The following is a 20957-nucleotide window of genomic DNA, read 5'->3' on the forward strand; positions in this document are numbered from 1 at the left end:
TTGATGAAACGAGTGTTGGTGGCAGTGGCGGTAGGGATTGTGCTCAGCGGGTGCAAGTACACAAATTCAGGGAAGGCCGAAGAGGCGCTGCTTCGATTGGAAGAATTCAAATATCTGACGTCGGAGCAGAAATTGACACTGGAGCATGTACGTGAGAGCTCCAAAGGGAGCTATATCTGCGGCACGGTGGAGGCACCGCTTTACAAAAAACAAAACTTTTCTGTCAATACCAAGACAGGCGGGGCAAGTACCTCAGGGTCTTACAGCGGCCTTGTCAAGGACGCCAAAGCTTGGTACCAGCCAACCTGTGATGAGCCAGAGCCTAAACCGGCCAACGAAACCTACTAAGGTACGGGAAGCGACGTAGCGCATACGAATGTGGCCCCCTCATTATCGAGATGTGGCCATATTCGCCTACAATCAGTCATAGAAGGCGGTGATCCAACCGGATGCGAACGAAAGTTGCCCCAGTTGTAGTGGAACAATCTCCCTAAGGTATCAGTGCGGTTCTCAGCGCCTCAGCCATAAGCCCAACTTCTACGGCACTCCCAGCCCCATACAGGTCGTAGCTGATCGATCCCGACGAATGCCCTAAGATCGACTCAGATGTCCCCAGAGGGATCGCAACGGCCTTGAGTGCGCCAGCCAGCGAGTGACGTAGCGAATGGAAGGTCAAGGTCCGGTCGGCCTTCAACTCCAATACCTCCCTGAGCGTCCCATTGACCACCTCAGAGAATCTCCCCTCCCCCAATTTGAACAACCGCGAGTCGGCCTTTTCGACAAACTCAAGGAACGCTTGAAGGTCAAACCCGTAGGCCCCATCAGTCAGCGGCACGACCCTAATCGAATGTTTGGTCTTAGCTGTTTTGCCATCGTTCCGGTTGATGTCGATGACCCAGACACCTCCGACCAGCTTAACGTCCGCCTTGGTCAACTGCCTAAGTTCCGCGATACGAGTCGCAGCGACGGCCCCGAGTGACAGCGCCCAGCGTAGCCATGAGTCGGCAGGCAAGCTATTAGCGTGAGCCATGAATGTCTTGATCTGATCTTGAGAGTACGCCTCACGAGAGCTATCAGTGTCCTTTGTAGGCTTCAGCCCCTTATCGAAGCTTCTGTCGAGGTAGCCGTTATGCACGGCCCAATCCATGACTGTTGTCAGTCGAGTCATCAGCTTCTTAACCGTGGAAGGCTTGCGATCCTCAAGGAGCTTGTCCCTGAGGTTCTTCATGTGCTCCCGCGTGTGGGTCTTCAGGTCCAAGTCACCAAAGACCGCCCCGATGGCCTCGCAGGACGACCTCACATCCCGCATGGTGCTGGCCTGAATGCTGTCCTCGCGTTCCTCCATGTAGAGCCCTGAGAGGGTCGTGAAGGTCAGCGGCTTGGACGCCTCAGACGATAAAACAGATAGAGACGGAGATAGGGCTACAGACGTGCAACAAGATTTACCCTTGAGGTCCCTAACGATCTCGACCAGCTTCCCTGACCTACCCTCCAAGCGCTCTTGAGCGGCCTCAAGGATCTCCAATGCCTTGCTCACGGCCCGTTGCTGATTGACGCTCAGAGGCAGCTTGGCGCTGGCCTCACGGAGGGCAATATGGTGTTCATCGTGGATCATTTCATAGGCGACCAACGAGCTATCACCATGCGACATAGTCAGGCAGGACTCTGCGATATCTACCAGACGCTCACGGAGTTCTTCCCAAGTCGCCTCAGGATTGTCCAGATGGTAAGCCTTGAGGGTCTGGAGGATGTCTTGGGAGATGGTCATAGCAGTGGCCTTGTCGGTGGTCCTAAGCGAGAGCGTAAAGAAGCCTGTAGCGGTGCCTTGAGGGCGAAGGCGAAGGTAATAGCGACCAGACCGACGATAGTGGTACGGCTTGGCGAGCGCAGTTTGTAACAGCTTTGTCCCACTTTGAGGACGCTGGTTGATGCTCATCGGCTGAAACCCCTGTATCCATTGGGTTTAGCCTCATCGCGTCGAGTTCTACAGCAACTACAAGGTCAGCCGCGATTTGATTGAGCTGCGCAATCTGGCCCAGGTAGCCGAATTGATGATTCGCTCGGCGATGCAGCGCAAGGAAAGCCGCGGCCTACACTACACCCTGGACTATCCGGCGATGCTGCCCGAAGCGCGCGATACCATTCTCAGCCCGCTCTGAGCGGGCTCAAGAAGGCTGCGCCCAGCGCCTGCGACTGAACTTCAAGCGCAGGCGCAGGCGCCGGTGTTGCTCCAGCGCCAGCGCGTCAGGACAAACGCACTGACTTTCGCTGAGGCGCCGCCCCGCTCGCACGAAACGCAATACCACCAGCCCCGGCAGAGCCATGCTGTCCGGCAGCAGGCGCACCGCCTGCCAGCCCTGGCTGCGGCTGTACAGCTGCCAGCCTTGGCTGTCGCGGCGCAGGCCGGTGATGGCGTCAGGATGAGTAAGCAGGATGCGCCGGGGAATGACCCAGCAGGCGTGGCTAAGGCAGCCCGCGGCGAGTGGCAGCAGCCACCAGCGCGGCTCGCTCAGCCAAAGCGCCAGCAATGCCAGCGCCAGACTCGCCAGATAGGCCGTCAGCAGTCGGCGTGAGCCCTGCCAACGGCACTGGAACTGCTCACTTGGGCTGGACACGGTCCAGAATGATCCGAACCATGCGCTGCAGCTCAGGGTCTTCAGACTCGCTGCGCTCCATGAACCAGCCGAACATGTCCTGGTCTTCACAAGCCAGCAAGCGCACGTAAAGCTCGCGGTCCGCTTCGTTCAGGGTGGCGTAGACTTCCTGGGTGAAGGGCACCAGCAGCACGTCGAGCTCCAGCATGCCGCGGCGGCTGTGCCAGAAAAGCCGGTTGATTTCAGTTTGTTCGACCATGGGACCCTCCTCGAATGGGCGGCGAGTATACCGCGCCGGGCACACGGCGGCACAAGGCGTTGGTCTAGTCACCTACCTATTTTGTTACCAGCGTTCTATGATGGCTACCAGTCTCAAGCAACCGCGATGACCCATGGCCGACTCTGCTTTCTATTGCTCCCTTGCCCACGAGGGCATCCTCGCCGTTCGCGGCTCCGACGCTGGCAAGTTTCTGCAAGGCCAGCTGACCTGTAATCTCAACTACCTAAGCCAGGAGCAATCGAGCCTGGGCGCGCGCTGCATGGTCAAAGGCCGTATGCAGTCGAGCTTCCGTATCGTGCCCGAGGGCAACGGCTTGCTGCTGGCGATGGCCCGCGGCCTGATCGATGCACAGCTGGCCGACCTGAAAAAATACGCGGTATTTTCCAAGGCCACGCTGACCGACGAAAGCGCCAGCTGGGTCCGCTTTGGGCTGGAGCACGCTGAGCAGGCCTTGCTCGCACTTGGCCTGGATGTGCCCGCTGCAGATGGCGCAACGGTCCGTGAACATGACCTGATCGCTATCCGCGTTTCGCCCGGCCGCGTCGAACTGTGGGTCCCGGCTGAACAGGCCCACAACGTGCAGCAGCAACTCGCTGGTACGCTCAGCGAAGGCAGCCTCAACGACTGGCTACTGGGGCAGATCCGCGCTGGTATTGGCCAGGTTTTCGAGCAGACCCGTGAACTGTTCATTCCGCAGATGATCAATCTGCAGGCGGTCGGCGGCGTGAGTTTCAAGAAAGGCTGTTACACCGGCCAGGAAATCGTCGCGCGCATGCAGTACCTGGGCAAGCTCAAACGCCGTCAGTACCGACTGGCTCTGGCCGTTGCCGATGTGCCTGCGCCCGGCAGCCAGATCTTTTCGCCCACCCACGGTTCTGCGGTTGGCGAAGTCGTGCTGGCAGCTGCCTGTGAACAAGGCTGCGAACTGCTCGCAGTGATCAGCGCCGACGCGGTAGAAGATGACAACCTGCACCTGCTCAGCCTCGAAGGGCCACGCCTGACCTTGCTGAGCCTGCCTTACGAACTGGACCGCGACCGGGAAATCCAGCGCTGACCAGCCTGCCCCGCACCGTGCGGGGCTGCCACACTGCGGTAGAGAATCTCCATGAACAGACTGGCCGAGATGGTCCAGGCGCAATTACTCACTGCCATCGCCAATGACGACCTGGTCCTGCCGACCCTGCCGGAAGTGGCACTGAGCATCCGCGAGGCTGCTGAAGACAGCGAGATCAGCGTTTCGGCCCTGAGCAGGGTGATCGGCCGCGATGCCGCGCTATCTGCGCGCTTGATCAAAGTGGTCAACAGCCCTCTGTTGCGCGCCGCCGTCGAAGTCACCGATCTGCACACGGCGATTACCCGGCTGGGCATCAACTACAGCTGCAACCTGTCGATCGGGCTGGTAATCGAGCAGATCTTCCATGCCCGCTCGCCTGCGGTGGAGCAAAAGTTGCGCGATATCTGGGCCACCAGCCTGGAAGTTGCCGGCATCAGCTATGAGCTGTGTCGCCGCTACACTGACCTCAAGCCCGATCAGGCGACCCTCGGTGGCCTTGTTCATCAGATCGGCGCGCTGCCGGTGCTGATCTATGCCGAAGAGCATAACGAGTTGCTGTCCGACCCGGTCTGCCTGAACTATGTGATCGAGCAGATCCAGCCGGTCCTGGGTGACAAGATCCTCAGTGACTGGGAGTTCCCCGAGCAGCTGGTCAAGCTGCCTGGGCTAATCCAGGATCTGGATCGGCGCACCGACAAGGTCGATTACATCGACGTGGTGCAAATCGCCCGCTGCCTGAGCCAGCGCGGCCGCAGCCGGCCCCTGGCGGCACTGCCAGCCTATCGGCACCTCGGCCTGCCGCAGGGCACGGAACTGGAAGTAGCAGAGCTGCTCGAAGCGCGAAGCATGTTGCGCTGAGGGCTAGTGGCCGGGAAAGGGCTAAATGTTCACGCGATCCAAGCCCTGGTCAGCAATAAAGCTGACCCTGACCTTCAAACCTCCATTTTCGCCGTCATGCAAACTGATCTGGGCCAGATGGGCCCGACAGATTTCCCCGACAATCGCCAACCCCAGCCCACTGCCTTGAGCACTACGCCGGTAAAAGCGCTCGAACACCCGCTCACGCTCAGCTTCAGGAATGCCCGGGCCATCATCTTCGACCTCGAGCACCGCCGGCGCCAACACACGCAAGATCACATTGCCGCCAACCGGCGTGTGCGCCAGCGCGTTATCGATCAGGTTGCTGAGCAGCTCGTTGAGTAAAGTCGGCTCGCCCTTGAGCCAGACCGGCGACTCAGCTTCCAGCGCCAACAACACACCACGGGCATGCGCCAACGGCGCCATGGCCATCCCCAACTCCCGGCTCAGCTGGCTCAGATCAAGCCGCTGCGCCCCGCCCTCGGCAATCGCCCGCGCGCCGTTTTCAACGCGTGCCAACGACAGCAACTGGTTGGCCAAATGGGTCAGCCGGTCAGTACCTTGGGCAGCCGACTCAAGGGTCTGCCGCCACTCCTGCGGGTCCTGCGAACGCAGGCCCAACTCGACCCGCGCCTTGAGCGCTGCCAGCGGCGTTCGCAGTTCATGCGCGGCATCGGCAATAAACTGCGCCTGGCGCTCGAACTGTGCGCGCAGCCGCTCGGTAAAGTGATTGAGCGCACGCACCAATGGCCCCAGCTCATGCTGCACCTGTACTGATGGCAAGGCGCGCAGGTCGTCCGGCTGGCGCTCCTCTACTGCACTGCGCAAGCGCTCGAGCGGGCGCAGCGCTGCACTGACCGCGAACCAGACCATGACCAGCGCCGCCAGCGCCAGCATCCCCAGCCGCAACAGGGTATCGGCCATCAGCCCACGGGCCATGCTCACCCGCGCCTCTTCGGTTTCGGCCACGCGAATCTCGGCCATGCCGTTCATGTTCGGCTCGCTGACCGCCTTGAGCAGGCTGACCACACGTACATCCTGGCCAAGGTAGGAGGCATTGTAGAAACGCGCCAAGGCCGGATAGTCGTCAGTGCGAGGCGTGCCGGGCGGTGGTGGTGGCAGCTTTTCGTACCCCGAGATCAAGCGCTGGTTGATGTCCAACACCTGGTAGTAAATGCGTCCGGCACTGTCGTAGGCGAAGGTGTCGAGCGCCACATAGGGCACATCGGCACTCAGTGTGCCATCGCGCTGGGACAAGCCCGCAGCAATGGTCCGCGCCGACGCCAGCAGCGTACGGTCATAGGCAGTGTCCGCGGCCTCGCGGCCGTTCCAGTAGGCGCTCAGGCCGCTGGCCAGCATCAGTACCACCAGCAGCAGCGCAAGATTGCCCAGCAGCCGCCCGCGCAGGCTGGCGCCATCACGCATCACGGTGCTCCAGCAGGTAGCCAAGACCGCGGAAGGTGACGATGGCAACCGCATGGCCGTCGAGTTTCTTGCGCAGCCGGTGCACGTAGATTTCTATGGCATCAGGGCTGGCTTCTTCGTCGAGGCCAAACACCTGCGCCGCCAGTTGCTCCTTGCTCATCACTCGTCCGGGCCGGGCAATCATTGCCTGCAGCACACTTTGCTCGCGCGAGGTCAGGGTCAGGTGCTCGTCACCCAGGCTGAAACGGCGGGTGTCGAGGTCGTAGACCAGCGGACCACAGCGCTGCTGGCGTTCGCCACCAAGCACACTGCGCCGCAACAGGGCCTTGACCCGCGCCTCCAGCTCAGTCAACTCGAACGGCTTGGCCAGGTAATCGTCGGCGCCCAGGTTGAGCCCGTGCACACGATCCTTGACGTCACTGCGGGCAGTCAGCATCAGCACCGGCAAGGTCTTGCCGCGGCCGCGCAGCCGCGCCAGCACTTCAAAACCGTCCATCCGCGGCAGGCCGACATCGAGCACCGCCACCGCGTATTCCTCGCTGGTCAGCGCCAAGTCAGCGGCGATGCCGTCGTGTAGCACGTCCACAGTCAGGCCCTGACTCTTGAGCGCCTGAGCCACGCTTTCGGCCAGTTGCAGGTGGTCTTCAACCAGCAGCACTCGCATCGGTTTCTCCCTTCGGTGAAGTGGGGGCGCGTTAGTTGGCGCGGAGTGTACCGCCGTCGGCACACCTGTGAAGCCCCAATATGACAAACCTTTCATGTTGAAAGGTTAGCGAAAGGTTGGCCGCCTAGCATCGGATCAAGAATGCCCCGAGCGTTCATAAGCACCAGCAAGGTGCAGACCAATAAAAACAATAAACGGAGTCACTCGACGATGCTGTCATCACAGCCGCAGGCGTTCGCGCCTACCCGTTCCATTCGTCCACGCCCCACTGCCATTGCCAGCGCCCTTGCGCTCGCCGGTATCGCGCCTGTCAGCCAGGCGGCCTTCTTCGAAGACAGCAGCGCCACCTTCGAAACCCGCAACATGTACTTCAACCGTGATTTCCGTGACGGCACCAGCAGCCAGCAGTCCAAACGTGACGAGTGGGCGCAGGGCTTCATGCTCAATTTCGAATCCGGGTACACCGAAGGCACTGTCGGCTTTGGCCTGGACGCACTGGGCATGGTCGGGATCAAGCTCGACTCCAGCGAAGACCGCACCGGCACCGGGCTGTTGCCGACCCATGATGACGGCAAGGCTGCCGACGAGTACTCCAAGCTCGGTCTGACCGGCAAGGTGAAGATTTCCAAGACCGAGCTCAAAGTGGGTTCGCTGATCCCTGAACTGCCGACCCTGCAGCCCAACGACGGGCGGATTCTGCCGCAGACCTTCGAGGGTGGCTTGCTGACCTCCAACGAAATCAGCAACCTGACCGTTACCGCCGGACGCCTGGAAAAAGCCAAGGACCGCAACGACACCAACTGGGAAGACATTGCCCTCAACAACAAGAACGGCCGTTTCGGCGGAACCTTCGCCGCCGACAACTATGACCTGGCCGGCCTTGACTACAAATTCACCGACCGCATCACCGGCAGCTATCACGTTGCCCAACTTGACGACATCTACCGTCAGCACTTCGTTGGCATGGTCGCGACCCAGCCGTGGGGCCCGGGCACCTTTGGCGCCGACCTGCGCCTGGCGATAAGTGACGATCAGGGCCAGGCCCGCGCCGGCAAGATCGACAACACCACCGCCAACGGCATGCTCAGCTACGCCCTCGATGGCCACAAGCTCAGCGGCGCCTATCAGCACGTCTCGGGCGACAGCGCCTTCCCCTACGTCGATGGCGCCGACCCGTATCTGGTCAACTTCGTCCAGATCAACGACTTTGCCGGTGCCGACGAGCACTCCTGGCAGCTGCGTTACGACTACAACTTCGCCTCTCTGGGCATTCCCGGCCTGACCTTCATGACCCGCTACCTCAGTGGCGACAACGTCAGCCGCGCCGATGGCAGCGAGGGCAAGGAGTGGGAACGCAACACCGAGTTCAAATACGTAGTACAAACCGGACCGTTGAAAAACGTCGCGGTGCGTCTGCGTAACGCCACCTTCCGCTCGAATTTTGCCCGCGACGCCGACGAAGTGCGGCTGCTGGTGAGCTACAGCGTGGCCCTGTGGTAACCCATAACAACAATATTTACGGAGATAGACGATGACCTTTTCCCTGCGCCGCCTCGTCCTCGCTACCGGTTGCCTGCTGTTGGCCGGTCAAGCCCTGGCTGCTGAACCGAAACGCCCTGAATGTATCGCTCCAGCATCGCCCGGCGGCGGCTTCGACCTGACCTGCAAGCTGGTGCAAAGCGCCCTGGTCAACGAGAAGATTCTCAGTAAACCGATGCGCGTCACCTACATGCCTGGCGGCGTTGGTGCGGTTGCCTACAACGCCGTGGTTGCCCAGCGCCCGGCCGATGCCGGCACCCTGGTGGCCTGGTCCAGTGGCTCGCTGCTGAACCTGGCCCAAGGCAAGTTCGGCCGTTTCGATGAAAACGCAGTGAAGTGGCTGGCGGCCGTGGGCACCAGCTACGGCGCGATCGCGGTGAACAAGGACTCGCCTTACAAAAACCTGGCTGACCTGGTTGCTGCGCTGAAAAAAGACCCGAGCAAAGTGGTGATCGGCTCCGGCGGCACCGTCGGCAGCCAGGACTGGATGCAGACCGCGCTGATCGCCAAGGCCGCCGGGATCAACCCGCGTGACCTGCGCTACGTCGCCCTGGAAGGCGGCGGCGAAATCGCCACTGCACTGCTCGGCGGGCACATTCAGGTCGGCTCCACCGATATCTCCGACTCCATGCCGCACATCCAGAGCGGCAACATGCGCATCCTTGCCGTATTCGCCGAGAACCGTCTCGATGAGCCGGAAATGAAGGACATCCCAACTGCCAAGGAACAGGGCTACGACATCGTCTGGCCAGTGGTACGTGGCTTCTACCTCGGGCCAAAAGTCAGCGACGAAGACTACGCCTGGTGGAAAGCCGCGTTCGACAAGCTGCTGACCTCCGAGGAGTTCGCCAAGCTGCGTGACCAGCGCGAGCTGTTCCCGTTCGCCCTGACCGGGCCGGAGCTGGACGCCTACGTCAAGAAACAGGTTGCCGACTACAAGACCCTGGCCCGGGAATTCGGCCTGATTCAGTAACAACGTACAGCTGCAGCACCTGTTGAAGCAGGTCAGCCCGCGCAAGCGTCGGTGTCATCACCAACGCCTGCGCGGGTAGAACCGCTCGCGCAATAAACTGCAGCAAGGCAGCCCTCTCGAGGATTTCCCCATGATCCTGCAACGCATTTTTGCCCTGATCCTGCTGGCGGTGTGCGCCGTCCTGGCAGTGATGGCCTGGCCTTACCAGGCCGCGTTTTCCTACGAACCGGTGGGCCCGCGCGCCTTCCCGTTGTTGATGCTTGGCCTGATGGGCCTGGCGTTGCTGTACCTGGCGATTCGGCCGACGCCGATCGTGCATAAAGAGGACGAGCCGCCGCTGGATCGCCCGACCCTGATCAAGATTGCGATCTGCACCGGTCTGTTGATCCTGTTCGCCGCCACCTTCGAAAGCCTGGGCTTCATCGTCAGTGCGGTATTGATCGGCGTGCCGATGGCGCGCCTGTATGGCGGCCGCTGGCTGCACAGCGCAGTGGTGGTGGTGGCGATGAGCGTGCTGCTGTACTGGCTGTTCGATCGCGTGATGGACGTACCCCTGCCCCTTGGCCTGCTTGACGTGCTGGAGAACTGACAGATGGATACTTTAGGCTATCTCAGCCAGGGCTTCGGCGTCGCCTTGAGCCCGTACAACCTGGTTACCGCACTGTGCGGCACCCTGATCGGCACCGTGGTCGGCCTGCTGCCGGGCCTGGGCCCGATCAACGGCGTGGCGTTGCTGATCCCGATCGCCTTTGCCCTCGGCCTGCCGCCTGAATCTGCCTTGATTCTGCTGGCCGCGGTGTACCTGGGTTGTGAATACGGCGGCCGGATCAGCTCGATCCTGCTCAACATCCCGGGCGAAGCTTCGACCGTGATGACCACCCTCGACGGTTACCCAATGGCTCGCCAGGGTCTGGCTGGGGTCGCGCTGTCGCTGTCGGCGTGGAGCTCGTTCATCGGTGCCTTCATCGCCACCTGCGGCATGGTCCTGTTCGCGCCGTTGCTGGCGAAGTGGGCGATTGCCTTCGGACCCGCTGAATACTTCGTGCTGATGGTGTTCGCCATTGTCTGCCTCGGCGGTATGGCCGGCGACAAGCCACTGAAGACATTTATCGCGGCGTTGATCGGTCTGTTCCTGTCGGCAGTCGGTATCGATGCCAACAGCGGCGTTTACCGCTTCACCGGCGACAGCGTGCACATGGCCGACGGCATTCAGTTCGTGGTGCTGGTGCTGGGCCTGTTCTCGATCAGCGAGATCCTCCTGCTGCTGGAGAAAACCCATCATGGCCACCAGGCGGTAAAAGCCACCGGGCGCATGCTGTTCAACTTCAAGGAAGCGGCTTCGGTATTCGCGGTGAACATCCGTTGCGGCCTGCTCGGCTTCATCATGGGTGTACTGCCCGGCGCCGGTGCCACCCTGGCCAGCGCGGTTGCCTACATGACCGAGAAGAAAATCGCTGGCACCAGCGGCAAGTTCGGCAAGGGCGACGCACGTGGCCTGGCAGCACCGGAAACCGCCATCGGCGCTTCCTGCTGTGGCGCACTGGTGCCAATGCTGACCCTCGGCGTACCCGGTTCGGGCACCACTGCGGTAATGATCGGTGCACTGACCCTGTACAACATCACCCCAGGGCCGATGCTGTTCGAACAGCAACCCGACATCGTGTGGGGCCTGATCGCCTCGTTGTTCATCGCCAACATCATGCTGGTGATCCTCAACATCCCGATGATCCGCATCTTCACCCGTATCCTCGCCGTGCCGAACTGGGCGCTGGTGCCGGTAATCGCCATCATCACCGCGATCGGCGTGTACGCCGTGCATGCGACCACCTTTGACCTGTTCCTGATGGTCGGTATCGGCATCATGGGTTACATCCTGCGCAAGCTGGACTTCCCGCTGTCGCCGATCCTGCTCGGGTTCATCCTCGGCGGGCTGATGGAGCAGAACCTGCGCCGCGCCTTGTCCATCTCCAACGGTGAGCTGGGCATTCTCTACTCGAGCCCGATCAGCATGAGCGTATGGGGCCTGACCATCTGCATGATGTGCCTGCCGCTGCTGCGCAGCTGGCGCCGCCGCAGCCTGCAACGTCGGGCTGTTGCGGATGCCTGATCGATCGTTGCCGCTGTTCTGGGCAACCGGGCTGGTCGGCCTTGCTGGCGGATTTCTCGCCAGCAAGGTCGGCTGGCCTTTGCCGTGGATGGTCGGCTCGTTGCTGGCGATCATCCTGGTGCGTTGCCTGACCCCCTGGCAGTTGCCGGAAATCCCCAACGGACGTAAATGCGGCCAGTGGATCATCGGCGTCGGTATCGGCCTGCACTTCACCCCGGCGATCCTCGAACAAGTGTCCGGGCATTTCGGCTTGATTCTGTTTGGTGCGCTGTTCACCACCGCTTCCAGTGTCATCAGTGTATGGCTGCTACGGCGCAGCGGTGAGGATCGCGCCACCGCCTTTTTCGCCAGTATGCCGGGCGGTTCCGGCGAAATGGTCAACCTCGGCGCACGCAATGGCGCGGTGCTCAGCCAGGTCGCCGCGGCGCAGAGTCTGCGTGTGCTGGCGGTGGTGTTGTGCGTGCCGGCGCTGTTCAAGTTGCTGCTCGGTGATGGCGTGCCGGTCAGCCATGCCAGCAGTGTCAGCTGGGGCTGGCTGGCGTTGATCACGCCGCTGGCGGTGTTGGTCGGTTATGGCTGGCAGCGCTTGCGCCAACCCAACCCATGGTTGTTCGGGCCATTGCTGGTGGCGGCAACGGTAAGCCTGGCGGCTGATTTGCAGATCACCCTGCCGGAGGGCGCCAGCCAGATGGGCCAGTGGTTGATCGGCAGCGGCCTTGCCTGTCACTTCAACCGGGCATTCTTCCGCCGCGCGCCGTCGTTTCTCGGCCGCACCTTGCTGGCTACCGCCTTGAGCATGGTGATTGCAGCGCTTGCGGCGTGGGGTTTGAGCAACCTGAGCCAGCTGGACTTGCGTTCACTGACGTTGGGCATGATGCCTGGGGGGATCGCCGAGATGAGCCTTACGGCGGAGACCCTGCAGTTGTCGGTGCCGTTGGTGACAGCGATGCAGGTAATGCGTTTGTTGTTTGTGCTGTTTCTGGCAGAGCCATTGTTTCGGCTGTGGAATGCGCGGGATCAAAACCAGTAAGGGGGCGCAGCACACGCCCCCAACCAAGGCCCCTCAACAGAGTCACTGAGGCAGCGCCCACTCCACAGGTTTCATGCCGTGCTGCTGCAGAAAGCGGTTGGCATGGCTGAAATGCCCGCAGCCGATAAAACCCCGGTAGGCCGACAACGGCGACGGATGCACCGACTTGAGCACCAGGTGCTTGGTGCCGTCGATCAACTTCTGCTTGCTCTGGGCATGTGCCCCCCACAGCAGAAAGACCACATTCGATTGCCGCTCGCTGACCAGCTGGATGATCCGGTCAGTGAACGACTCCCAGCCTTTCTTGGCATGCGATGCGGCATTGCCCCGCTGCACGGTCATGGTCGTGTTGAGCAGCAGCACGCCCTGCTCTGCCCAGCTCTGCAGATAGCCATGGGCAGGAATCGGCAGGTTCAGGTCACGCTGCAGCTCTTTGTAGATATTCACCAGCGATGGCGGTGTCGGAACGCCCGGCTGTACCGAGAAACACAGGCCATGCGCCTGACCTGGGCCGTGGTAGGGGTCCTGGCCGAGGATGACCACTTTGACCTGGTCCAGCGGCGTGCTGTTAAGGGCGTTGAAGATCAGCGGGCCAGGTGGATAAATCTCTTTGCCGGCGGCGTACTCCTGGCGCAGGAACTCGCGCAGCTGCTGCATGTAGGGCTGTTCGAACTCGGCGCGCAGCGCCTCCTTCCAGCTGGGCTCAAGCTTGATGCGGTCGTCGTCGGTCATCGGTGTGGTCCTGAAACTGAGGGGCGCGACACTAGGAAAGCTGCCCGAGCTTGTCAATCGATCCGACCGACGACCGGCAGCCTGCGGCAGAGCCGACCATACTGAGCCGATGACCTGTGCGAGGTAGTTCATGGCCGTAACCAGCGAAGTACTTACCGGAGTGGACGGTGCGCGAATCGGCATCGCCACACTGGATGCAGCGAAATCCCTCAACGCGTTGAGCCTGGCGATGATCGAGCAGCTCGAGGCGCTGCTCCAGGCGTGGGCGAGGGATCCTGGTGTCGTCTGCGTGCTCTTGCGGGGCAGCGGTGCCAAGGCATTTTGCGCGGGTGGCGATGTTCGCGCGCTGGTCGATCAATGCCGCGCACAACCTGGCCAGGTGCCAGCAATGGCCAGACAGTTCTTCGCTGCCGAGTACCGCCTGGACTATGCCCTGCACTGTTATCCCAAGCCTTTGCTGTGTTGGGGTCATGGCCATGTGCTGGGCGGCGGCATGGGCCTGCTACAGGGCGCAGGGATACGCATCGTGACCCCGAGCAGTCGGCTGGCCATGCCGGAGATCAGCATAGGCTTGTACCCGGACGTAGGCGCCAGTTGGTTCCTCAGCCGTCTGCCAGGCAAGCTGGGGTTGTTTCTCGGCCTGACAGGATCGCCGATCAACGCCCGTGATGCGCTGGACCTGGGTCTGGCGGATCGTTTTCTTGGCGAGCAGCAGCAGACGGCATTGATTGATGAACTGCTGCAATTGAACTGGCAGGAACAGACCACCCTGCAGTTGAACAGCCTGCTCAAGTGCCAGCAGCACCGCGCCCTTGCTGACCTGCCACAGGCCCAATGGCTGCCGCGGCGAGCGTTGATCGACGAAGTGCTGGATGTGGCCGACCCTATTGCTGCCTGGCGTGCGATCGCCAGCCTGCGCCAGCACGGCGACCCGTTGTTGGCGGCTGCAGGGCAGCGCCTGCACGACGGTTGCCCGCTCAGCGCACATCTAGTGTGGGAGCAATTGCAGCGAGCCCGGCACATGTCGCTGTTGCAGGCGCTGCAGATGGAATATGCGATGAGCCTGAATTGCTGCCGGCATCCTGAATTCAGCGAGGGCGTGCGTGCGCGGTTGATTGAAAAAGACAACACGCCGCGCTGGCACTGGCCTGATGTGGCTCAGGTGCCAGCGGCGGTGGTTGAGGCGCACTTTGCCAAAGCCTGGGAGGGCCGCCATCCGCTGGCCGATCAAGTTTAGGGCAGGACCTCAGCGATGCCGATTGCGATCATCGCGCCCGCCATCCGGGCGGCGATCACGGTCACCATGGCCCCTTGAATGCCAACGCCCTTCCTGCGATCGACGGTCATCGTTGCGGTAATCGTGCCGCTCTCGATCACGACGGTATTCGTAGCGCTGCCGATTACCGTAATCGTTGCGTGGATTGCCATACCACTGCTGGTTCATCCCTGGACGCGGTTGCGGCCGATAGTGCGGCGCCGGTGCCGGCCGGTAATAGCGCGGTGCAGGCTGATAGTAGTAACGGGGCTGCGGTACCACGTAATAGTCACGCTCATAGCGCTGATAGCCGGGATACCCGTAACGCTCACCACTGTAGTACTGCGAGCGAGAATACCCGCCACCGGCGTAATAAGGGGTACAGGCACTGGTCAACATTGCGAGCAGGACGATGATTGGGATTCGATAGGACATGGCGGCCTCCTGGACCGCTGGGGTGCCCGGCACAGCGGCGCTGGCGGGCGTCGATCGGCAAACGAATATCGACATGGGTTAAGACACTCGCCAGCCGATCCAGTGCCGTATGTGTAAAGATTTGCAACAACTCAGGTAACCCTGAAAAACATGCAGTTATTTTCCCGCCAGCTCTCTAGAATGTCGCCACTGGCACACATCACGGGAAGATCATGCCGTCACGTTCCGCCCTGTTCTCGCAGCGCTCGCTGATCCTCGCGCTGCTGATCCTGCTGGCCTGCGGTTTTCTTGCCACGTCTCTGCTCGGCTACTTTTCCTCGCGTGGCGCAATCCGTGATGGCATCGTCAATACCGAACTGCCGCTCACCTCAGACACCGTCTACTCGGAAATCCAGAAGGATCTGATCCGCCCGGTGCTGATCTCATCGATGATCGCGCAGGACACCTTTCTGCGCGACTGGGTGCTGGCCGGCGAGCAGGAGCCAGAGCGGATCACTCGCTATCTGGATGAAATCCTCAGCCAGCAGAACACCTGCACCGCGTTTTTCATCTCCGAGCGCAGCCATACCTATTACCAGGCCAAGGGCGTGCTCAAGCAAGTCAAGCCGGATGCCTGGCGCGATGCCTGGTATTACCGCGTGCGCGAGTCGCAGGCGCCGTACGAGATCAACGTCGATCTGGACATGGCCAACCATGACAGGCTCACGGTGTTCATCAATTACCGCGTGCTCGATTATGACCAGCGCTTCATCGGCGCAGCCGGGGTCGGCCTGAGTGTCGAGTCGGTGGTCAAATTGATCGACGCTTATCAGCAACGCTATCAGCGCGCCGTGCTGTTCACCGATGCCAACGGCAAAGTCATCCTGACCGGCTCGAACGGCAGCATGCATGGCCTGCGCGCAGGCCAGCAACTGGCCGACAGCAAAGCGTTCGAGACGCTGCTGGCGCGCATGCCGGTACCCTCGCCTGGCAGCCACGAATATCAGGACGAGGCAGGCCACAGCCACTTTCTCAACGTGCGGCCCATCCCCGAACTGGACTGGTACCTGTTGGTCGACAAACGTGAGAGCGGCGCGCTGGACCGGGTGCGCCAGTCGCTGTACCTGAACCTGGCGATCTGCGCCATGATCACCCTGGTGGTGTTGTCGCTGCTGCATGCGATGGTCAAGCGCCATCAGCAAAGCATCGAGTCGCTGGCCACGCTGGACAGCCTGACCGGCCTGCCCAACCGCCGCAGCTTTGACCTTTTGGCCGGGCAGGCACTGCAGCAAGCCAAACGCGAGAATGCGCCACTGGTTGCCCTGCTGATCGACCTTGATCACTTCAAGCTGCTCAATGACACCCATGGTCACCTGGCCGGCGATGAAGTGCTGCGCCAGTTTGCCAACGTACTGCAAGGCAGCCTGCGCCAGTCGGATATCCTTTGCCGCTGGGGCGGTGAAGAGTTTATCGTGCTGCTGCGCGAGACCGAGGGCCGCCAGGCCATCGATGTCGCCGACAAGGTCCGCCGCCGCACCGAGCAGTTGATCTTCAGCTACAACGACCAACCGCTGCGCCTGACCACCAGCATCGGGCTCAGTGCACTGCAACCCGACGACAGTTTGCACAGCTTGCTGACCCGTGCCGACCATGCCCTTTATCGAGCCAAGCAGGGCGGACGCAATCGAGTCTGCAGCGAGATGCCCGGAGCAGTCCATGCCTGACCCACAATCCTGCCCCGCCTGCGGCGCAAGCAACGGCTGCAGCCTGGCTGATCCACGCAGCGCCACGCAGAACTGCTGGTGCTTCAGCGTCAGCATCGACCCGGCGGTACTCGCCGCCCTGCCCGCCGAACTGCGCAACAAAGCCTGCCTGTGCCCCCGCTGCGCAGCCGTGGACGACCAGCTCAAAGCGGCGCAACAGCCGCCAATTGGGTAAACTGCGCGGCCAATTCCTGTGCCGTTGCCGCCATGCGCCTTGATCGCTTCCTCGCCAATCTGCCCTGCTACAACCGCCAGCAGGTGCGCCTGCTGCTGGCCCAGCAGCGTGTGCGCGTGGATGGCCAGGTCAGCACCGACCCACTGCACGAGGTTCGCGAGTTCAGCCGAGTCGAGGTCGATCAGCAGGTGCATCAGGTCGGTCGCTCAGCGCGCTACCTGATGCTGCACAAGCCGGCCGGCTGTGTCAGCGCCACTCATGACCCGCAGCACCGGACCGTGCTCGACCTGCTCCCGGCCGAGCTGCGCGCTGACCTGCATATCGCCGGGCGGCTGGACTTCAACACCACCGGGCTGCTCCTGCTGACCAATGACGGCCAGTGGTCACGGCGCTTGACGCAACCAAGCACAAAACTGGCGAAGGTCTATCGCGTCGAAACCGAAGACGAGATCGGCGCGCACTACCCGGCCAAGTTCAGCGAGGGCTTCTACTTCGCCTTCGAAGACCTCACCACCCTGCCCGCCCAGCTGGATGTGCTCGGCCCTCGACTGGCCAGGCTGGCGATTGTCGAAGGTCGCTATCACCAGGTGAAGCGCATGTTTGGCTATTTCCAGAACAAGGTCGTTGGCCTGCATCGCGAGTCGATGGGCGGCATCCATCTCGACCCCACGCTGGCCCCTGGCGAATTCCGGCCACTGACAGCCGACGAAATCGCTCTGTAAACAGCAAGCAGCTCCAGCGCAGACCGCCGAGCGATTTTATTCACCAATTGCTCAATGGCACTTGCGAGAATGACGTCGGGCTGCTTGAATCGAAATCGTCAGTCCGCATGTGACTAACCAGTCACAACTGCAGTCCAAGACACCTTTTTGCTGGCCACCCCAGGTCTCGCTACCTTGGGGGCACGGCAGATTGCCCCGCCTACAACAACAGCGTCGACACTTGTGCGAAGGATCGACACCGGGCTCTGCAACCTCTTCAGGCGTATGCCTACCTGTCATAAAGAACGTGCACCCTAGGTGACGCGAATACCCTTTTTGCGCCAGGAGTCGATGACATGAGGCCAGAAATCGCTGTACTTGATATCCAAGGTCAGTATCGGGTTTACACGGAGTTGCATCGCGCCGACGGCGCCGAGAGGACGATCATCCTGATCAATGGATCGCTGGCGACCACGGCTTCGTTCGCCCAGACAGTGCGCAGCCTGCACCCGCAATTCAATGTGGTGCTGTATGACCAGCCCTATGCCGGCAAGTCCAAACCGCATAATCACCACGAGCGGCTGCTGACCAAAGAAACCGAGGCACACATCCTGCTGGAGCTGATCGAGCACTTCCAGGCCGACCATGTCGCTTCGTTTTCCTGGGGTGGCGCCTGCACCCTGCTCGCCTTGGCGCACCAGCCCCGACCGGTGAAGAAGGCCATCGTCAGCTCGTTCTCGCCGGTGATCAACGAACCGATGCGCGAATACCTCGAGCGCGGCTGCGAATACCTCGCCGCCTGCGATCGCTACCAGGTCGGCAACCTGGTTAACGACACCATCGGCAAGCACCTGCCGTCGCTGTTCAAACGCTTTAATTACCGGCACGTCAGCAGCCTCGACAGCCACGAATATGCGCAGATGCTGTTTCACATCAATCAAGTGCTGCAGCATGACCTGGAGCGGGCACTGAAGAGCGCGGCCAACATTGCCATCCCGGTGCTGTTCATCAACGGAGATCGCGATGAGTACACCACCGCCGATGACGCCCGCCAGTTTGGCCGTCATGTCGACCAGAGCCACTTCAGCGTGATCAACGGCGCCGGGCATTTCCTCGACATGGAACACAAGACCGCCAGCGATGCACAACGCAGCGCCATGCTTGGTTTCCTCAAACCGAGCCAACGCGAGCCGCGCCCGCGCAGTCACTATGTGCAGGGCCAGCATGCATTGGCGATCTGAGCCTGCCGGCGTGCTTTTGCCCGTGCCAAAGCCACGCGCAACAAGCCGCCGGACAGCTAAATTTCAAGGCTGGGCTTTTATTCACCAGAGGGTTCTGGTACAAAGTCGAGCTGCAAAGCGCACGCCGCTTCGCTGGCAAGGATGTACGCGTAAAGCGGGTATAGTTTAATGGTAGAACAGTAGCTTCCCAAGCTTCCGACGAGGGTTCGATTCCCTCTACCCGCTCCACCTCGTCCACCGTTGCATCGCATGACATTTGCGCAATGTCATCGCCTGTCTAAAGGAGCCCCGGCTCCTTTTTTCGTTTCTGCCCTTCCATCGATTTGCTGCAGACCACGCCGGCCCTTGGCGGCTGCAACGCGCTGCGCGCAAAAAGCTTGCACACCAAACGCAGCAGGCGGATAAGCTCGAGCATTGTGTGAAACATTTCCAAAGGACTGCGCATGTTTCTCTCCCGCTGGCTCCCGGGCCTGGCCAACCTGCTGCACTACCGCCGCGAGTGGTTGCACGCCGACATACAGGCTGGCTTGTCGGTCGCTGCGATCCAGATTCCGATCGCTATCGCCTATGCGCAGATCGTCGGCCTGCCGCCGCAGTACGGGTTGTATGCCTGTGTGCTGCCGATGATCGTCTACGCCCTGATCGGCAGCTCTCGGCAGTTGATGGTCGGCCCCGACGCCGCCACCTGCGCCATGATCGCCGGGGCCGTGGCGCCGTTGGCGCTGGGTGATCCACAGCGCATTGCCGAGCTGTCGGTGATCGTCACCGTGCTGGTCGGGGTCATGTTGATTGCCGCCGGGGTGGCGCGCGCAGGGTTCATTGCCAGTTTCTTCTCGCGACCGATCCTGATCGGCTACCTCAATGGTATCGGCCTGAGCCTGATCGCCGGGCAGCTGAGCAAAGTGGTTGGCTTCAAGATCGAAGGTGACGGATTTATCCTCAGCCTGATCAACTTCGCCCAGCGCCTGGGTGAAATCCACTGGCTGACACTGGTGATTGGCCTGGCCGGGTTGGGCCTGCTGATCGGGTTGCCACGGCGCTACCCGCGCCTGCCGGCAGCGCTGGTGACCGTAGTGCTGTTCACCTTGATTGCGGGGGTGTTTGGCCTGGACCATTTTGGCGTCGCCATCCTCGGCCCGGTGCCCGGCGGCATGCCCCAACTGGCTTGGCCGCAGAGCTCTCTGGCAGAAACCAAGAGCCTGCTGCGCGATGCCCTCGGGATCGCCACCGTGAGCTTTTGCAGTGCCATGCTCACGGCACGCAGCTTCGCCGCGCGGCATGGCTATGCGATCAATGCCAATCACGAGTTCGTTGCCTTGGGTGTGAGCAATCTGGCTGCCGGGTTCTCCCAAGGCTTTGCCATCAGCGGCGCCGACTCGCGCACGGCGGTCAACGACATGGTCGGTGGCAAAAGCCAGCTGGTTGGCATCATCGCCGCGCTGGTGATTGCATTGATTTTGCTGTTCTTCACTGCGCCCATGGCCTGGATTCCGCAGGCGGTGCTCGGAGCCGTGCTGCTGATGGCCGGCTGGGGGCTGATCGATGTGCGTTCGCTGGGCAAGATCTACCGGCTCAGCCGCTTCGAGTTCTGGCTGTGCCTGCTGACCACGATTGGTGTGCTTGGCCTGGGCGTGCTGCCCGGGATCATCTTCGCGGTGACCTTGGCCATCCTGCGCTTGCTCTACAGCATCTATCAACCCACCGATGCCGTGCTGGGCTGGGCACCGGGGATCGAAGGCCAGGTCGACGTGCGCCAACACCCCGACGCGCGCACGGTAGCGGGCCTGGTGGTGTATCGCTTCGATGACGCGATCCTGTTCTTCAACGCCGACTACTTCAAGATGCGCCTGCTTGAGGCAGTGCAACGCGACAGCCAGCCGCGCGCGGTGCTGTTCGATGCCGAAGCGGTGAGCAGCATCGATGTCAGCGGTATCGCCGCCCTGCGTGAAGTACGCGACACCCTCGCCGCGCAAGGTATTCATTTCGCCATTGCGCGGGCACGTGGGACGTTTTTGCGCATGCTGGTGCGCTCAGGCATGGCCCGGGAAATGGAAGACAAGCTGCTGTTTGGCTCAGTGCGCGCCGGTATTCGTGCTTATCGCGTGTGGAGCAACCGCGAACGTCAGGCCACCGCGCAGCAGCCCTAGCCGGT

Annotated in this window: 22 protein-coding genes, 1 tRNA gene and 1 pseudogene; 16 read left to right on the forward strand and 8 right to left on the reverse strand. The window is 61.6% G+C overall.

Annotation, left to right across the window (positions count from 1 at the left end; all coding sequences use genetic code 11):
- Positions 1-3: 3 nt before the first annotated feature.
- A complete protein-coding gene (locus CXQ80_RS18780) occupies positions 4-348 on the forward strand; it encodes a hypothetical protein (RefSeq protein ID WP_157831765.1) in 345 nt (114 codons plus the stop codon).
- Between the two features lie 142 nt (positions 349-490).
- On the opposite strand, the gene CXQ80_RS18785 is transcribed toward CXQ80_RS18780, so the two are convergent.
- On the reverse strand, positions 491-1936 hold the full coding sequence (locus tag CXQ80_RS18785; protein WP_101321893.1) for a site-specific integrase: 1446 nt from the start codon (positions 1934-1936) through the stop codon (positions 491-493).
- Positions 1937-1979: 43 nt separating this feature from the next.
- Here CXQ80_RS18785 and CXQ80_RS18790 point away from each other — a divergent pair.
- A pseudogene (locus CXQ80_RS18790) lies at positions 1980-2159 on the forward strand (L-aspartate oxidase); the annotation flags it as partial.
- A 6-nt stretch (positions 2160-2165) separates the two neighbouring features.
- Here the strand turns inward: CXQ80_RS18790 and CXQ80_RS18795 are convergent.
- Complete coding sequence (locus tag CXQ80_RS18795) at positions 2166-2615, reverse strand: protein YgfX (RefSeq protein ID WP_101321894.1); 450 nt, start codon at positions 2613-2615, stop codon at positions 2166-2168.
- The gene (locus CXQ80_RS18800; protein ID WP_101321895.1) at positions 2599-2853 is read right to left on the reverse strand and encodes a succinate dehydrogenase assembly factor 2; all 255 of its coding nucleotides are present in this window, start codon (positions 2851-2853) and stop codon (positions 2599-2601) included. The genes CXQ80_RS18795 and CXQ80_RS18800 overlap by 17 nt, the downstream gene beginning before the upstream one ends.
- Before the next feature lie 133 nt (positions 2854-2986).
- On the opposite strand from CXQ80_RS18800, the gene CXQ80_RS18805 reads away from it, so the two are divergent.
- A complete protein-coding gene (locus CXQ80_RS18805) occupies positions 2987-3928 on the forward strand; it encodes a folate-binding protein YgfZ (protein WP_101321896.1) in 942 nt (313 codons plus the stop codon).
- A 51-nt stretch (positions 3929-3979) separates the two neighbouring features.
- The gene (locus CXQ80_RS18810) at positions 3980-4786 is read left to right on the forward strand and encodes an HDOD domain-containing protein (protein ID WP_101321897.1); all 807 of its coding nucleotides are present in this window, start codon (positions 3980-3982) and stop codon (positions 4784-4786) included.
- 21 nt (positions 4787-4807) lie between these two features.
- On the opposite strand, the gene CXQ80_RS18815 is transcribed toward CXQ80_RS18810, so the two are convergent.
- Positions 4808-6211 (reverse strand): sensor histidine kinase, encoded by a 1404-nt coding sequence (locus tag CXQ80_RS18815; RefSeq protein WP_101321898.1) that lies wholly within the window; start codon positions 6209-6211, stop codon positions 4808-4810.
- Positions 6204-6875 carry a response regulator gene (locus tag CXQ80_RS18820; RefSeq protein WP_101321899.1) on the reverse strand — a complete coding sequence of 224 codons (672 nt, stop codon included), beginning with the start codon at positions 6873-6875 and terminating at the stop codon, positions 6204-6206. Before CXQ80_RS18820 ends, CXQ80_RS18815 begins: the two co-directional genes overlap by 8 nt.
- Before the next feature lie 210 nt (positions 6876-7085).
- On the opposite strand from CXQ80_RS18820, the gene CXQ80_RS18825 reads away from it, so the two are divergent.
- From CXQ80_RS18825 to CXQ80_RS18845, 5 genes are all read left to right on the forward strand, one after another.
- Positions 7086-8375 carry an OprD family porin gene (locus CXQ80_RS18825; RefSeq protein ID WP_101321900.1) on the forward strand — a complete coding sequence of 430 codons (1290 nt, stop codon included), beginning with the start codon at positions 7086-7088 and terminating at the stop codon, positions 8373-8375.
- 31 nt (positions 8376-8406) lie between these two features.
- On the forward strand, positions 8407-9387 hold the full coding sequence (locus CXQ80_RS18830) for a tripartite tricarboxylate transporter substrate binding protein (protein ID WP_101321901.1): 981 nt from the start codon (positions 8407-8409) through the stop codon (positions 9385-9387).
- 130 nt (positions 9388-9517) lie between these two features.
- On the forward strand, positions 9518-9976 hold the full coding sequence (locus CXQ80_RS18835) for a tripartite tricarboxylate transporter TctB family protein (RefSeq protein ID WP_101321902.1): 459 nt from the start codon (positions 9518-9520) through the stop codon (positions 9974-9976).
- Positions 9977-9979: 3 nt separating this feature from the next.
- Complete coding sequence (locus CXQ80_RS18840; protein ID WP_101321903.1) at positions 9980-11494, forward strand: tripartite tricarboxylate transporter permease; 1515 nt, start codon at positions 9980-9982, stop codon at positions 11492-11494.
- Positions 11487-12524, forward strand: a complete 1038-nt coding sequence (locus CXQ80_RS18845; protein ID WP_101321904.1) for an AbrB family transcriptional regulator — start codon at positions 11487-11489, stop codon at positions 12522-12524. The genes CXQ80_RS18840 and CXQ80_RS18845 overlap by 8 nt, the downstream gene beginning before the upstream one ends.
- Before the next feature lie 42 nt (positions 12525-12566).
- Here the strand turns inward: CXQ80_RS18845 and ung are convergent, their stop codons facing one another.
- On the reverse strand, positions 12567-13256 hold the full coding sequence (gene ung, locus CXQ80_RS18850) for a uracil-DNA glycosylase (RefSeq protein ID WP_101321905.1): 690 nt from the start codon (positions 13254-13256) through the stop codon (positions 12567-12569).
- Positions 13257-13386: 130 nt separating this feature from the next.
- On the opposite strand from ung, the gene CXQ80_RS18855 reads away from it, so the two are divergent.
- Entirely contained in the window at positions 13387-14493 is a 1107-nt protein-coding gene (locus CXQ80_RS18855; RefSeq protein WP_101321906.1) for an enoyl-CoA hydratase/isomerase family protein, read from the forward strand.
- A gap of 9 nt (positions 14494-14502) precedes the next feature.
- Here the strand turns inward: CXQ80_RS18855 and CXQ80_RS18860 are convergent, their stop codons facing one another.
- Positions 14503-14946, reverse strand: coding sequence for a hypothetical protein (locus CXQ80_RS18860; protein ID WP_101321907.1), 444 nt, complete (start codon positions 14944-14946; stop codon positions 14503-14505).
- Positions 14947-15158: 212 nt separating this feature from the next.
- Here CXQ80_RS18860 and CXQ80_RS18865 point away from each other — a divergent pair, with 212 nt between their 5' ends.
- From CXQ80_RS18865 to CXQ80_RS18885, 5 genes are all read left to right on the forward strand, one after another.
- Positions 15159-16649, forward strand: a complete 1491-nt coding sequence (locus CXQ80_RS18865) for a diguanylate cyclase (RefSeq protein ID WP_101321908.1) — start codon at positions 15159-15161, stop codon at positions 16647-16649.
- A complete protein-coding gene (locus CXQ80_RS18870; protein ID WP_101321909.1) occupies positions 16642-16863 on the forward strand; it encodes a cysteine-rich CWC family protein in 222 nt (73 codons plus the stop codon). Before CXQ80_RS18865 ends, CXQ80_RS18870 begins: the two co-directional genes overlap by 8 nt.
- Positions 16864-16895: 32 nt before the next feature.
- Complete coding sequence (locus tag CXQ80_RS18875; RefSeq protein WP_101321910.1) at positions 16896-17585, forward strand: pseudouridine synthase; 690 nt, start codon at positions 16896-16898, stop codon at positions 17583-17585.
- Between the two features lie 335 nt (positions 17586-17920).
- The gene (locus CXQ80_RS18880; protein WP_101321911.1) at positions 17921-18805 is read left to right on the forward strand and encodes an alpha/beta fold hydrolase; all 885 of its coding nucleotides are present in this window, start codon (positions 17921-17923) and stop codon (positions 18803-18805) included.
- Between the two features lie 154 nt (positions 18806-18959).
- Positions 18960-19033: transfer RNA gene (locus CXQ80_RS18885), tRNA-Gly, on the forward strand.
- Positions 19034-19082: 49 nt separating this feature from the next.
- On the opposite strand, the gene CXQ80_RS24765 is transcribed toward CXQ80_RS18885, so the two are convergent.
- On the reverse strand, positions 19083-19250 hold the full coding sequence (locus CXQ80_RS24765) for a hypothetical protein (protein ID WP_157831766.1): 168 nt from the start codon (positions 19248-19250) through the stop codon (positions 19083-19085).
- Here CXQ80_RS24765 and CXQ80_RS18890 point away from each other — a divergent pair.
- The gene (locus CXQ80_RS18890) at positions 19249-20952 is read left to right on the forward strand and encodes a SulP family inorganic anion transporter (protein WP_101321912.1); all 1704 of its coding nucleotides are present in this window, start codon (positions 19249-19251) and stop codon (positions 20950-20952) included. The two genes, CXQ80_RS24765 and CXQ80_RS18890, sit on opposite strands and share 2 nt — an antisense overlap.
- Positions 20953-20957: the final 5 nt, after the last annotated feature.

Origin of the sequence: Pseudomonas sp. 02C 26, from assembly GCF_002843585.1 — a bacterium.
Lineage (GTDB): Bacteria > Pseudomonadota > Gammaproteobacteria > Pseudomonadales > Pseudomonadaceae > Aquipseudomonas > Aquipseudomonas shirazensis.